Source organism: Oscillochloris sp. ZM17-4, from assembly GCF_019599295.1.
GTDB lineage: Bacteria > Chloroflexota > Chloroflexia > Chloroflexales > Chloroflexaceae > Oscillochloris.
This window is the reverse complement of the sequence record NZ_JAIEWN010000014.1, coordinates 32,345-45,310: the sequence shown is the minus strand read 5'-3', so window position 1 is coordinate 45,310 and position 12,966 is coordinate 32,345. Positions and strand designations below refer to the sequence as shown.

Here is a 12,966-nt window from a genome sequence, read left to right as displayed (position 1 = left end):
GGCCTGGGGCGAGGCGCGTCGCGCCCAGGGGAGTCTCGGTGCTATAATGGGAGGACACTAAGCATGCAAGGGGAGGTTCATGCTCACCTACGAGAACTTTGTCTCGATTCTGCTGACGAGCATCGAGCAGGCCGGACTGAATATTGCCTACACCCAGGAGCTGATCGACACCCACGCCCTGGGCCGAAGCCTCAGCATCACCTGCCTCCCAGACGGCATCGAGGATGACCACAGCCCCCAGGAGCCCGCGCTGCGGGCCGTGGTGGCCTTCCGCTGGTCGCCCGAGTTCACCGTCTTCTCACTGCGCGGCGCCGACTCGCTCGACAACATCGAGCGCTTCGTCGACGAGCGGCTCTTCGCCCATGCCCGCAGCGGCCCATCGCTCGATGTCGAGGTGACCTATCACATCCCGCTGCGAGACGAGCAGCAGCGCGATGTGAGCGCGCTGCCCGTGCTGGCCCGCTCCATCCAGGAGATCCACGAGGCGCTCGCCGACCCCGACGATATGGTGCGCGTGACCAGCCAGCTGCTCTTCCTGGTCGGGCAGCTGCCGCGCATCGAGAGCCTCTCCGCCCAGCGGGTCTGGAGCATCGATGACGCGCTCTACGACCCCGACCTGCTCTCGGCAGTCTTTGAGGAGCTGTGTAGCGAGCTCCACGCGATGCTAGAGCTGCTCTTTGTGAGCTACGGCATCCGCGATGAGAGCGGCAGGTCGAGCGGGGCGGACTCGCTGCCTATAGATCGCCAGTACCTCAAGCCGCCCACGGCGTAGCGTAGCAGGGGCGCAGCAGCATGATCGGGTGACGCGCTAAGCGCGTCACCCGATCATGCTGCTGCGCCCCAACAGCCGCACCAGCGCCCTGATCAGCGGGGCGAGCTCGGCGGGGATGGCGCCGTCCTGAACCTCGGCGCGGCGCACGCGCCGGCCGATCCGTGCGGCGACCTCGTAGGCGTAGCCGTCGGGGGTCTGGCGGGTTCCTGCGGCGCCGTGGCGGGCGAGGCGGGCGCGCAGGGCCATGTGGGCGAGCTGAGCCAGCTGGTCGTCGCGCAGGTGGGCTGGCCGCGCCGCGCCGCCCTCGCGTATCACCCGGCCGTCGCGGTAGACGGTGATCTCCCGCGTGGTGAAGCGCAGCCCGCCGCTGCGGCGGAAGGCGATCAGCGCGCCGCGCGGCAGCTCCAGCCGCTCATCAGCGTCGTTGGGCGCGGGCTGATGCAGGTCGGTGTCGTACTCGCCCGCGCCGAGGCCGCCGAGCGAGAAGCTCATCTGCGCATCTGGCTGGTTCGGGTCGCTCATGGCAGCGCGATGCTCCTCACAATCCGCTCGAACGCGGCGCTCGCCGAGCCGAAGGATTCCTCGGGCGCGGCGAGGGCGATGTAGTACGAGCGGTCGCTGGTGATCACCAGGTACTCGCGGGCGTGGACGACCACCGGCAGCGAGGCCCGCCGGGGCGTGTCGATCGGCTGGACGACATAGGCGTACTCCAGCAGGATGGCTCGCTGGCCGGCCAGGATCGCCTCGCCGTCGGACAGCAGGTGGTAGCCGGCGATCTGGCCGCGCTCCTCCACCCGCCGGTCGAGCAGGGTCTGGAGCGTCGGCGGGTCGGCCGGGTCCAGATCGCGCCGCTCGACGCTGAGGGTCGTCTTGAAGGCCGCGGCGGTCTGCGGGTCCTCGACCTTCAGCAGCAGGTCCTGGAGCGAGTCGACGCCGATCCAGGTGGCCGGGTAGGCCAGGCTGATGCCGCCGCCGGGCTCGGCGTAGGCGCGGGTGCGCCCCTCGGTCTGCGCCATCAGCAGCCAGCCGAGCCCCAGGGCGACGGCCACGACGAGGGCCACGCCCAGATCCTTGGGCAGCGTGCGCAGGCGGTAGACAGATGGTTCGCTGGCGGTCACGAGGGCCTCCCGGTCTGGCGCAGCGTCACCTCAGTGCTGCGGCGCATGAGGGCCACCAGGGTGAAGAAGGCGGCCAGGGCCACGGCCAGGCCCAGCAGCAGCGAGCGCCAGTACTCGACGCCCAGCCCGGCGGCGCTGACCTCGCCGATCAGCCAGCTGAACAGGCCGTTGAGCGCGGCGGCCAGGGCGAAGCCCAGCGGCACCCACCAGGCCGGCCGGTGGGTGAACTTGGCCTCGGCCATGAAGTAGCCCATCAGGCCGCCGAACGAGGCCTGGGCCAGGGCGGTCGTGACCACATTGATCACCCCCGGCCCGAGGGCCACGCCGCCGTTGTCCAGCACGTAGCGCAGGTTCAGCAGGGTGGCAACCCCCAGCCCGGCCACCGTCCCGTAGACGATCCCGTCCATGCGCTCGTCAAACTCGGGCGTGGCGTAGACCGCCAGTCGCACGGCGAGGTAGGCGATCGCCTGCCAGATGACCCCGGCGATCAGGATGGACGCGGCCAGGGAGGTGCCGCTGCTCGCCGAGGCCCACAGCCGGACGTGGAACCAGTCGTCGATCATGCGCCGGCCGAGCACGTCGGCCAGGATGAGAGCCAGGAAGAAGACGGCGGCCACGCTGTGCTTGGGCTCCGGCTCCAGCCGGTCCTGACGGTAGAAGAAGACCAGCCAGATCGCCGAGGGCACGATCGCCATGACCACGCCTGCCGTCAGTAGGGCCGCCCCCTCCAGCGAGCCGACCTGGCCAGCGAGCAGGGCCACCAGGGCGCTCAGCAGCCCGGTGACGACGATCTGGACGAGGCCGGCCCGCCAGAAGCCTGGGTGGGGCTTGTTGACCAGGGCGAAGTGGCGGTCGCAGTAGGCCCGCCCGCCCAGAATATGGTGCGGCGGCCGCAGCGGCTCGTCGCAGATACAGCACGTGAGATTATCGCGCTCCATGGATTACATTCCCTGGTAGGGCCGAAGCATTGGCCCGTTACGGATCTCGTTCAACGGAGTACATGCGTGGCCAATGCTTCGGCCCTACATGGGTTACGCGGCATTTACCGGCTCTTACGGATCTCGGCGTCGACGCGGTGCGGGTTACTCGCGTTGGCCGGGACGGCCACCTGCCCGTCGGCCAGGATGGGCCGGTAGCCGCGGGCGAAGACGATCACGCTGTAGGACTGGCCGCGCGGGATGGCCGCGCTGGTGCGGAAGACCCCGCTGTCGTCGGTGGTGCCCAGGGTCAGGATCTCGTCGGCGGTAAGATTATCGTCGGCGGCGGCCTGGCTGGCGGTGACACCGGTCTTGATCACGAAGAACTGCGCCCCGGCCACGCCCCGGTGGGTGTCGGCATCGGTGATCGCGCCCCTAATGTAGACGAGGTCGCTGCTGCTGGTGGGCGGCGCGGAGGGGGCCTGACCGGTGGTGCAGACCACCAGCTTCACCTCGTCCACAAACATGCTCGATATATTGCCGCGCGGGTTCTCGGCGGCGAAGGCCAGGCGCACCGTCTTGCCGGCGTAGGCCGAGAGGTCGGCGCTCTGCTCGCTCCATGTGTCGTCGCCCGCCGAGGAGGGGATCTCCTCAACCGTTGCGAGGATATCGCCGCTGGGGCCGGCTAGGGCGACGCTAAACTTCGCGTCGTCGGCGAGCAGCCCAAGCAGGCCGCTGAACTCCTCGTGGACCAGGCGGGCGTAGCTGAGCTGGGCGCTGGTGGCGTTGGCCGGCAGCCGCACGTCCTGGTAGATATACTGGAGCGGCTCCTGGTCGGTGCCGCCGAGCCAGGCGCTGCGCTTGCCGCTGCGCGGCAGCTGGGTGTCGATCAGGGCCGCGTCCCCGCGTGAGACCTGCGTCCAGCCGCCGTCCTGCTCGAAATCGCCGTTGACGATCACATCGGTGCAGCCGGCGGGCAGAGCCTCGACCGGCGGCGGGGCGCTCGGCCCGCCCGAGGGCAGGTCGCTGCCGGGCGCGACGGGGGGCGGCGCGGAGGGGGCGGCGCTGGTGGTGATGCCGACCTGGGCGAAGGCGGCGCGCACGGCGGCCACCTCGGCGTTGCCGTAGAGGTCTGCGGCGGCCTGGGCGGTGGCGTCGGCGGCGTCCTTAAAGTCGGCGGAGGGCGAGAGGTACTGGGTGAGCGTGCGGTAGTAGATCTGCTCCATCTTCTCGGGGCCGAGGGCCTGGGCCACCAGATAGGCGGCGCGGTTGGGGATGCCGCTGTTCACATGCACGCCGCCGTTATCGGATCGGCGCGAGTTAGGCAGGTTGGCGTACTCCTTCATCGAGGCCGGCTGGCCCACGCTCGACAGCGGGTCGCCCTTGTCATAGCGCCCGCCGGCGTTCGGGTCCTGCATACTGCGCAGGTAGGGCACCGGGTAGGGCGGAGACTTCACCACCTGCTCGCCGATCGTCCAGTTGCCGCGGTCGATCAGGGCACCGAAGACATCGGCGTAGGACTCGTTAAGCGCCCCGGGCTGCTTCTCGTAGATCAGGCCGGCGCTGCTCTCGATCACGCCGTGGGTGAACTCATGGCCGACCACATCGAGGCCATAGGGCAGCGGCTTAAAGATCTTGCCGCCGTCACCATAGATCATCTGGCTGTACTCGCCGACCCAGGCCGCGTTCTCGGCGTCCTCCGGGTCGCTGCCGTAGTGGACCGTCGAGATCATGGGGCTGCCCTGGCCGTCGTAGGCGTCCCGCTGAAAGGTCTTCATGTAGTAGTCGTAGACCACGCCGGCGCCATCGTGGGCGGCCTGGGCGACGGCGTCGCGGCTGCGCTCGCCCTCATCGACCAGCAGACGCCCAGGGATGCTGGTGCCGTTGCGGGCGCTGTAGGTGCGCCGCCGCTTGATCGGCATCACCTCGTCGATCGCATGGACGACCACGGGCCGCCCGGCGTTGACGAAGAAGCGCCACTGGCTGAGCGGGCGCTCGGTGAGCAGCATCACCTCCCAGACCAGGCTGGCCTGGCCCTGGTCATCCACAGAGATCGCCAGCCGGGTCTCCTCGGGCAGGGGCGTGACCTGGGCGCTGGCCGCGTCGCCGGGCGCGAGCTGCTCGGCGGTCAGGTTCGCCAGGGCGGCGGCCTCGGCATCTGCGGCGCTGATCGTCGCGGCGGTGACGAGCTGGAGGGCGGGCGCAAACTCGCCGTTCACCGCAACCACCTGGCCATCCGGGTCGAGGTGGACCACGAGCTGGTGGCCGAGGACCGGCAGCCCGGCGTAGCGCTGGTCGAGGCGGACGTGGGCGAAGCCGCGCTGGAGGTCGGGCTCGACCCGCAGCAGGCCGAGGTCATCGGCGGCGGCGCGGAGGCCGAAGAGGGCGCGGTTCGCGTCGAGGAAGCCGCGGGCGATCGCCAGCGGGTTGCCGATCTCGGCCGCGGTGGGCCGGTAGTGCAGGCGGCCGGCCGGGTTGGCGGCGCTGAGGAAGGCGGGGATGCCGCTGCGCTCGTCCCAGCGCACCGCGAGGGGCTGCGCGGACTGAGCCTGGAGCGAGGCGAAGGCCGCAGCGGGCGACACATCGCCCACCAGCGGCGCCTGGGCGGCGGCGGGCGTGATGAGCGGTGGCGTGAGGCGCAGGCTGCGGGCGGAGGATGGCGACAATAGCAGCGGCGCAGAGGCGGCCAGATAGGCCAGGGCGAGCAGGAGGATCGGCAGAGGCGTCAGCCTCAGAGGCGCGCTACGCTTCATTGGTTCGTGATGGGTGATGGGTGATGGGTGATGCGTGTCGCAGCCTGGTCACGGATCACGGATCACCCATCAGGCCAGATGCTCGCGGGCGAGGTAGTAGGTCATGCTATGCAGCACCGCAACCGGGTCGATATAGCGCACCCAGACGTGCTCGGGGGTCTGAAGGATGATCGGCGCGTAGCAGAGGATGGCGCGGATGCCAGCATCGATCAGGATATCGGCGACCGGCTGCGCATCGGCGGCGGGCACGGCGATAATCGCCAGCCGCGCGCCCTTCCCGCGGATCACCTCAGACATATGGGCGTAGTCGGAGATCTCGACGCCGGCGACAGCCTGGCCAACCTTCTGCGGGTCCGTATCAAAGAGACCAATGATCTGGAGTCCCTGAGAGTGAAACCCATCGTAGCGGGCGATGGCCTGCCCGAGGTAGCCGACGCCGACGAGCACCACCGGCCAGCTCTGGGTAAGCCCGAGGATGCGCTCAATATGGTTCAGCAGCTTCTCGACATCGTAGCCGATCCCCTGCTTGCCGAACTCGCCAAAGTACGAGAGATCTTTACGGATCTGGGCGGCAGTGACGTTAATGCGCTCGCCGAGCTCTTGCGAGGAGACGGAGTGGATCCCCTCATCAAGCAGGTAGCGCAGGCTCCGTGCATAGAGCGGAAGCCGGCGGATCACGACATCCGGCGGATCATCAAGGCGTTCCACGGCAGGCCTCCAGAGAAATTGCGACGCATTTCGTGAAGTGTAGCACTAAGTTTTGAGCTATGTCAAGCTAAAGAGGGGTGATTCCTCTCACCTTTAGTGGGGCGTGAGGAGCAACGCAGCACGCTGCGGCCTTACTTGCGCAAGGCTGATGCAACGTCACCTCCCGGTGGGGATGCGGGGCGGCTTCGCCGCCCAAACCCAACAAAAAGCAGGGTCTGGGGCACAGCCCCATACGCATCAACGTAAGCCCTGGCACCCCGGAATTTCTTGTTGTTTTGGCCAACATGGCCAGCGTTAGCTGCGCAGGCTGGGCGGCGAGCTACAGAGCAGCACGGCGCCGGCCAGCTCGGGGGCCGGCCCGACGGCGCCGGTCATGATCAGCTGGAGCAGGTAGCCGCCCAGGCTGTGGGCCACCACCAGCGGGCGCGGGCCGGCGGCGGCGATCGCGGCGCGCACATCGCCGGCGTACTGGACGACCGTGCTGCGGGCGAAGCCCGGCGGGCGCGGGCTGCCGCCGTGGCCGCGCAGGCTGACCGCGTGGCACACGAAGCCGCGCGCCGCCAGGTCGGCCATGGCCGGCTCCCAGCACCAGGCCCCGTGCCACGCCCCGTGGATGAGCAGGATGGGGGTGTCGTATGCCCGGTGCGCCGGGCGGACGACGAGATGCTCTAACTCGATCATCGTGGCGGTGCCCCTTGCCCCACGTTATCGGGTGGTTGGCGGCGTACGCCGCCAACCACCCCCACCGGGGGCGTCCCTACCCGGCGACGGGGTGCTCGGCCGGCAGGCCAAGCTGCTTGCGGCGCTCATCGGCCAGGCGGCGCTTCTCGGCGATCATCTCATCGGTGACGTAGATCCCGAAGGAGCGCAGGCCGGCCAGCTTCAGGCCGTGCTTCTGCCAGAGCCGGTACATCTCCTTGACCCGCTCCATCTCGATGTTGCGGCCCAGGGTGTAGTCGCCGTACTTGCCGTCCATGGCCAGCAGGGCCGTCTCGGAGAGGCAGGCGTAGGCGGTGCCGGGGGGCATATCGATATCGAAGCCGAAGTCGGGCTCGCCGGGCAGCATGATCTCGCCGCTCTCGACGATCAGCACATCGGGGCGCCGGGCGGCGTCCTCCTCCTTCACATCGGGGGGGCGGGCCACATCGCAGACGACGGCGCCGGGCTTGAGCTTGTCCACATTGATCACCTTGCCGGTGAGCGCGCTGGTGGTGGTGATGATCAGGTCGGCGTCGCCCACGTAGGCGTCGGGGTGGGTGGCGGCGATCACGCGGGCGCCGGGGGTCTCCTGCTCGATCTGTTGCTTGAGGGCCAGCAGGCGCTCGGCGCGCGGCGCGATCAGCACCACGTCGCGCACAGCCTGGGCCAGCAGGCGCGCGCAGACCGCGCCGATCGAGCCGGTAGCCCCGATCACCACCGCGCGGACGTGCTCGGGCCGGCCGCCCTTCATCAGCATGACGGCCTGCTTGGCCGCCTCCAGGGTGGCGGCGACGGTGAGCGAGTTGCCCGAGGTGATGCCGATGTTCGACTTCTGGGCCACGGTGAGCCCGGCGTCGCCGACGACCGAGGTGAAGGCGCCGAGGCCCATCAGGTGCGCGCCCATGCGCTCAGCCATGCGTGAGGCCCGGATCAGCCGGCGGTAGGTGAAGGCCGGCGGGCGGCGCATCATCTCGCGCGGGGTGGTGCCCAGGGTCAGCAGGATGCCCTCGGTCTCCTCGCCGGTGGCGGTGGAGCGGATGCCGCGGATCTTCGAGAGGTAGAGCGGCGGCATATGGGCGGCCACCAGCTCGACCAGGCGCTGGGGCATGTGGCGCGTCCAGCGGAAGCTCGGGTTTTTGGATATATGGCTGGTGCGCAGGGGGTGGATGACGAAGGCGAACTTCGGCCTCGGGCGGGGGTTGAGGTTCTGCACCGTCGGCCCCCAGCCGGCGGCGGCGATGAAGTCGAGGGCCTCGGCCTCGCCGGGCTGGCGGCTGCTCTCCTGGATGGCGGCGACGATCGCCTCAAGCACATCGGTGGCGACGAAGGGCCGCGGGCAGGGGTTGCCCTCGGCGTCGACCAGGGGCGGGTGCATCGTCACCAGGGTCGTCACCCCGCGCCGGCGCAGGTCCTCGATCTCCTCGGGCGAGGGGTCGTCGGTGACGATCGACCTGCCCTTGAGGCTGGCGGGGGCGAAGCGGCGGATGAAGGAGAAGTCGCCGGCGATCACCTGGGCCCAGTCGAAGAGCCCCTCGGCGCGCGGGTCGTGGCCCTCCTGTCCGTAGGCGACGGGGTGGAGCAGGCGGTAGGGCAGCAGGGCGGTGATCGGCAGGGTGGTGGCGGCGTAGAGCTCCAGCTGGGCCAGGCTGCGCGGCGGCGGCAGGAAGCGCAGCCCGCTGTGGATGATCGGGTCGGCGAAGCGCAGCTCGGCCTCGTGCTGGGCCAGGGCGGCGGCCATCTGGTAGCGCTCGATGCCGCTGGTGAGCAGGATGCGCTTATAGCTGAAGAGGTCGGGGATCGTGCGGGCGGCCTGGGCGATCGCCCAGCGCTCCAGCGTGCTCTTCAGCACGCCGCCGTCCACCACCGGGGTGCGGCGGGCCTGGCTGGCGAGGTGGATGGCCTCGTGGTGGGGGTAGCGCGCCGCGCCCACGCGGAACACCGGCGTCAGCCCGCCCAGCCCGATCGCGTCCACCTTGCCGTCATACTCACGGATCAGCTCGCCGGCGCGGGCGATATCGCCGTCGGTGCCGACGCGCTGGATCTCGACGCCTCGCCCGAGGATCGTCGCCGTGAACCGGTAGTCGCGGGCCGATGAGCCCAGGCTGATGCTGACAACACGTTTCATACGCCTGCTCCTGTCGCCGATGCTATAAGGTGACAGGGCAGAGTATAGCATATTGGGGGTTGGGGGTTGGGGGGCGGCCCCCAACTCCCAACCCCCAACCCCTAATAATGGATAGTCACCGTCGTGCCGATATCAGCCCACTCATAGAGCCACTGGGCGTCGTCGATGCGCAGGTTGACGCAGCCGTGCGACATGCGCACGCCGGTGCCGTGGGCGTTGTGCCAGTAGGTGCCGTGGAAGGCCACGCCGCCGACGATATACTGCACCCAGGGGATGTGCGGCACGTACCAGCTCTCGCCGCCGATGCTGCCGGTCATATCCTGCATGGGCAGGCGGTAGTAGATCGCGAACTCGCCGGTGGGCGTGTTGAAGCCGTCGCGGCCGGTGGCCACCGGCGCGTGCCAGACGGCCAGGTCGCCCTCGTAGGCGACCAGCTGCTGGGCCGAGAGGTCCACGTCGATGTGGCGCTGCCAGATGGCCGGGCTCCAGGCGGCGGTGCCGGGGAGCTGCTCGGCCGCGGCGACATCGATCCCGCGGACGGCGGCCAGCCGCCGGCCCACGTCGCTCGCCCGCACCTCAAAGAGCGTGTTTAGGTTGAAGCCGTTGCTCTGCTCCGCGCTGCGGAAGAAGGAGTCCATATCCTCGGGCCACCACTCCAGGCGGGCGCGCTCGAAGTACTGCACGCTGCGCCCGTCCTCCAGCAGCGGCTCGCTGATCGGGAGGCCGAAGATGCCGATTCCGCCGTGGCGCCCCCAGTACCAGCCGATCTCGCCGCCCAGGCTGTGGCGCGTCTCAGGGAAGTAGCTCGCGCCGCTCTGCGGGTCGTCGACGCCGGCCAGCAGCTCGGGGGCCAGCCCTGTCGCCGCCACCAGCTCGCTGCCGACCAGGCCAAGCTGCACCGGGTTGGCGGGCGTCTCGGGGTGAAGCTCGAAGCGGGCGCGCTCAAAGTACTGGACGATCCGCCCGCCCTCGACGATCTCCTCGGTGATCGGGTAGCCGAAGATCAGCTTCTGGCCATTGGCCCGCCAGAAGTTCAGGAATCCGCTGCGGTTGCTCAGGTGGTGCCCGGTCTCGGTGAAGTAGACGGTGGGGGTGAGCGGCAGCCGCGCGGGGTTGATCGTGCCAAGCTGCCGGCCGATCTCCTGGCGCTGGGCCTGCTGGAGCGCCTGGGCCGCGTCCACGGCAGCCTGCGCGTCGCGGGCGCTCATCGGCGCGGCGAAGTCGGCGTCGGTCACGCGGGCCTGGGCCGGGCGCTGCCAGAGCGTCGCCGCGCCGGCGATGAGGGCGAGCAAAAGCAGGGCTGCGGCGGTGATCAGTCGGCGAGGGGGCATAGGAACCTCAGTGAGTAGTGTGCGTCCTGACCTTATTATAGGCCACGCCGCCATTACTACGAGCATGAAGTCCCTTGAGATTTGGTTATATATGTCCTCAGCAGAACATACCGCGCTCATGCTGCTGCGGCGCGGCGTAGCCGCGCCGCAGCAGCATGAGTTTTCATAGGAGAGCGTTGCTTCGCGTCCTACCGCTTGTCGAGCGGCACGTAGTCGCGCCGGCTCGCGCCGAGGTAGATCTGGCGCGGGCGCATGATCTTCTGCTCGTCGTCGTTGAGCATCTCGACCCACTGGGTCAGCCAGCCGGCGGCGCGCGGGATGGCGAACAGGAAGGAGAAGTACTCGATCGGGAAGCCCAGGGCCTGGTAGATCAGGCCGCTGTAGAAGTCGACGTTCGGGTAGAGCTTCCGTGAGATGAAGTAGTCGTCCTGGAGGGCGATCCGCTCCAGCTCGACCGCGATCTCCAGCAGCGGGTTGCTCTCGGTCGCCTCGAAGACCTCGTAGGCCACCTTGCGGATGATCTTGGCCCGCGGGTCGTAGTTCTTGTAGACGCGGTGGCCGAATCCCATCAGGCGTCCCTCGCCCTTCTTCACCCGCTCGATGAAGGCCGGGACGTTCTTCACGCTGCCGATATGCTGGAGCATGTGGATGACCGCCTCGTTGGCCCCGCCGTGGAGCGGGCCGTACAGCGCCGCCACCGCCGCCGACAGCGAGGAGTAGGGGTCGACCCGGCTCGACCCGACGCCGCGCATGGTCGCCGTCGAGCAGTTCTGCTCGTGGTCTGCGTGGAGGATGAAGAGCACGTCGAGGGCCTTGGCCAGCACCGGGTTCACCTCATAGTCCCGCTGGTGCATGTAGTCCATCATGTAGAGCAGGTTGGCGGTGTAGCTGAGCGAGTTATCGGGCTGGTTGAAGGGCCGGCCGATGCGGTGCCGGTAGGCGAAGGCCGCGATGGTGGGAATCTGGCCGAGGATGCGCCAGATCTGCTTCTCGCGAACTGTGGGGTTCTCGACATCCTTGGCCTCGGGGAAGAGGGTGGACATCGCCGAGACCGAGCTGATCAGAACGCCCATCGGGTGGGCGTCGTAGCGGAACGACTGGATCACCTCGATCAGGTTGTTGTGGATGAAGGTGTGCCGCTTGATCCGGTTGGTCCACCAGTCCAGTCGCTCCTTGGTGGGCAGATCTCCATAGATCAGCAGGTAGGCGACCTCCAGGTAGGTGCTGTGCTCGGCCAGCTGCTCGATCGGATAGCCTCGGTACTCCAGGATGCCCTTATCGCCGTCGATATAGGTGATGGTGCTCTTGCACTCGGCCGTGTTCATATAGGCCGGGTCATAGGACATGAGCCCGAAGTCGTCTGCACCTGCCTTGATCTTCCGCAGATCGATGGCCCGGATGGTGCCATCTTCGATCGGCAGCTCGTAGGTCTTGCCCGTACGGTTGTCGGTGACAGTCAGCGTGTTGTTGCCCATGGGGCATGCTCCTTCTATCTTCTATGACAGAGGTCACAAACGTTGGGGAGGGGGGGCGGGCACCGGGTTCGTGCGTCAGTATACCCGAAGTCGCCGCCTGCTGCGCCCCTAATACGAGCCGCGGTCCTATCTTAGTGTATACACTCACGAGTAACAAACAACTCCACCAGGGCGGGCTTGTGTCCCCGCACGCCTGAGCTATAATGGAACTGTCGAACCAACCGACCCACATGATCGGCTCAACCTGCAAGCCGCAACTCACAGATGGAGGGCGCTATGGCGATCCAGCCCGATATGATCGGCATCGTGGTGAGCGATATGGCCGCCGCGCTGCGCTTCTACCGCATGCTCGGCCTGTCCGTGCCTGAGGGCGTCGAGGGCGAGGCCCACGTAGAGGTGATCACACCCAACGGCTACCGCATCGCATGGGACACCGAGGCCCTGATGCGCTCGATCAACCCCGCGTGGGCCGCCCCGACGGGCAGCCGCGTCGGGCTGGCCTTCAAGTGCGACGGCCCCGCAGATGTGGACGCGCGCTACGCGCAGATCACCGCCGCCGGCTACGCGGGCGTCAAGGAGCCGTGGGACGCCTTCTGGGGCCAGCGCTACGCCCAGGTCGCCGACCCCGACGGGCTGCATATCGATTTATTCGCGGCCATGTAGGGGCGCAGCAGTCGCCTGCCGCTTGCGGCAGGCGACTACTGCGCCCCTACTCTCCCACCGGCACGGTGAACACAACGTCCACATCGCGCACCCCGGCGCGGCGCACGGTCACGGTGATCTGCCATTCGCCGACCATGCTCATGGGCGCGCCGCTGACCTCGTAGCTGGCCTGGGCCGCCGGTGTGGCGATGAGCTGGTTCTCGCCCATGTCCATCTCTCGCATCTCGAAGGTCAGCCGCACCCGCTGCGTCTCCACCGGTGCCCCGGCCTGATCCGTCACCGTCACGCGGAAGCGGTCGTCGCCGATGCTGGCGGGGTCCACCTGGAGGCGCACGCGCAGGTCGCCGGCGGCCTGGGCCGCGTCGAAGGGCAGGCTGGGCACGGGGGTGCGCGTCGGCCCTGGGG

The 12,966-nt window shown here is 68.7% G+C and carries 12 protein-coding genes; 2 read left to right on the top strand and 10 right to left on the bottom strand.

Annotation, left to right across the window (positions count from 1 at the left end; genetic code table 11):
- Positions 1 to 79 precede the first annotated feature (79 nt).
- Positions 80 to 772, top strand: coding sequence for a hypothetical protein (locus K2Z83_RS12440; protein ID WP_220595507.1), 693 nt, complete (start codon positions 80 to 82; stop codon positions 770 to 772).
- Positions 773 to 817: 45 nt separating this feature from the next.
- Here the strand turns inward: K2Z83_RS12440 and K2Z83_RS12435 are convergent, their stop codons facing one another.
- The 9 genes from K2Z83_RS12435 to K2Z83_RS12395 all read right to left on the bottom strand — a co-directional run bounded on the left by K2Z83_RS12435 (position 818) and on the right by K2Z83_RS12395 (position 11,898).
- Entirely contained in the window at positions 818 to 1,294 is a 477-nt protein-coding gene (locus tag K2Z83_RS12435) for a protealysin inhibitor emfourin (RefSeq protein WP_220595506.1), read from the bottom strand.
- Complete coding sequence (locus K2Z83_RS12430) at positions 1,291 to 1,890, bottom strand: hypothetical protein (protein WP_220595505.1); 600 nt, start codon at positions 1,888 to 1,890, stop codon at positions 1,291 to 1,293. Before K2Z83_RS12430 ends, K2Z83_RS12435 begins: the two co-directional genes overlap by 4 nt.
- On the bottom strand, positions 1,887 to 2,828 hold the full coding sequence (locus K2Z83_RS12425) for a PrsW family intramembrane metalloprotease (protein ID WP_220595504.1): 942 nt from the start codon (positions 2,826 to 2,828) through the stop codon (positions 1,887 to 1,889). The genes K2Z83_RS12430 and K2Z83_RS12425 overlap by 4 nt, the downstream gene beginning before the upstream one ends.
- A 104-nt stretch (positions 2,829 to 2,932) precedes the next feature.
- Positions 2,933 to 5,560 (bottom strand): M4 family metallopeptidase, encoded by a 2,628-nt coding sequence (locus tag K2Z83_RS12420; RefSeq protein WP_220595503.1) that lies wholly within the window; start codon positions 5,558 to 5,560, stop codon positions 2,933 to 2,935.
- A gap of 69 nt (positions 5,561 to 5,629) precedes the next feature.
- Entirely contained in the window at positions 5,630 to 6,268 is a 639-nt protein-coding gene (locus K2Z83_RS12415) for a redox-sensing transcriptional repressor Rex (RefSeq protein ID WP_220595502.1), read from the bottom strand.
- A 294-nt stretch (positions 6,269 to 6,562) separates the two neighbouring features.
- Complete coding sequence (locus K2Z83_RS12410; protein ID WP_255603838.1) at positions 6,563 to 6,949, bottom strand: alpha/beta hydrolase; 387 nt, start codon at positions 6,947 to 6,949, stop codon at positions 6,563 to 6,565.
- 76 nt (positions 6,950 to 7,025) lie between these two features.
- Positions 7,026 to 9,092 (bottom strand): serine carboxypeptidase, encoded by a 2,067-nt coding sequence (locus K2Z83_RS12405; RefSeq protein WP_220595501.1) that lies wholly within the window; start codon positions 9,090 to 9,092, stop codon positions 7,026 to 7,028.
- 101 nt (positions 9,093 to 9,193) lie between these two features.
- Positions 9,194 to 10,423 carry a L,D-transpeptidase family protein gene (locus K2Z83_RS12400; protein WP_220595500.1) on the bottom strand — a complete coding sequence of 410 codons (1,230 nt, stop codon included), beginning with the start codon at positions 10,421 to 10,423 and terminating at the stop codon, positions 9,194 to 9,196.
- 188 nt (positions 10,424 to 10,611) lie between these two features.
- On the bottom strand, positions 10,612 to 11,898 hold the full coding sequence (locus tag K2Z83_RS12395; protein WP_220595499.1) for a citrate synthase: 1,287 nt from the start codon (positions 11,896 to 11,898) through the stop codon (positions 10,612 to 10,614).
- Between the two features lie 276 nt (positions 11,899 to 12,174).
- Here K2Z83_RS12395 and K2Z83_RS12390 point away from each other — a divergent pair, with 276 nt between their 5' ends.
- Positions 12,175 to 12,561, top strand: coding sequence for a VOC family protein (locus K2Z83_RS12390; RefSeq protein WP_220595498.1), 387 nt, complete (start codon positions 12,175 to 12,177; stop codon positions 12,559 to 12,561).
- A gap of 46 nt (positions 12,562 to 12,607) precedes the next feature.
- Here K2Z83_RS12390 and K2Z83_RS12385 read toward each other — a convergent pair.
- A partial coding sequence (locus K2Z83_RS12385; protein WP_220595497.1) for a FixH family protein occupies positions 12,608 to 12,966 on the bottom strand: 359 nt, incomplete at its 5' end.

Bases quoted from the DNA above. Each gene is read 5' to 3' on its own strand.
- K2Z83_RS12440 (WP_220595507.1), top strand. From the start codon at position 80: ATGCTCACCTACGAGAACTTTGTCTCGATTCTGCTGACGAGCATCGAG.
- K2Z83_RS12435 (WP_220595506.1), bottom strand. From the start codon at position 1,294: ATGAGCGACCCGAACCAGCCAGATGCGCAGATGAGCTTCTCGCTCGGC.
- K2Z83_RS12425 (WP_220595504.1), bottom strand. From the start codon at position 2,828: ATGGAGCGCGATAATCTCACGTGCTGTATCTGCGACGAGCCGCTGCGG.
- K2Z83_RS12420 (WP_220595503.1), bottom strand. From the start codon at position 5,560: ATGAAGCGTAGCGCGCCTCTGAGGCTGACGCCTCTGCCGATCCTCCTG.
- K2Z83_RS12410 (WP_255603838.1), bottom strand. From the start codon at position 6,949: ATGATCGAGTTAGAGCATCTCGTCGTCCGCCCGGCGCACCGGGCATAC.
- K2Z83_RS12405 (WP_220595501.1), bottom strand. From the start codon at position 9,092: ATGAAACGTGTTGTCAGCATCAGCCTGGGCTCATCGGCCCGCGACTAC.
- K2Z83_RS12400 (WP_220595500.1), bottom strand. From the start codon at position 10,423: ATGCCCCCTCGCCGACTGATCACCGCCGCAGCCCTGCTTTTGCTCGCC.
- K2Z83_RS12395 (WP_220595499.1), bottom strand. From the start codon at position 11,898: ATGGGCAACAACACGCTGACTGTCACCGACAACCGTACGGGCAAGACC.
- K2Z83_RS12390 (WP_220595498.1), top strand. From the start codon at position 12,175: ATGGCGATCCAGCCCGATATGATCGGCATCGTGGTGAGCGATATGGCC.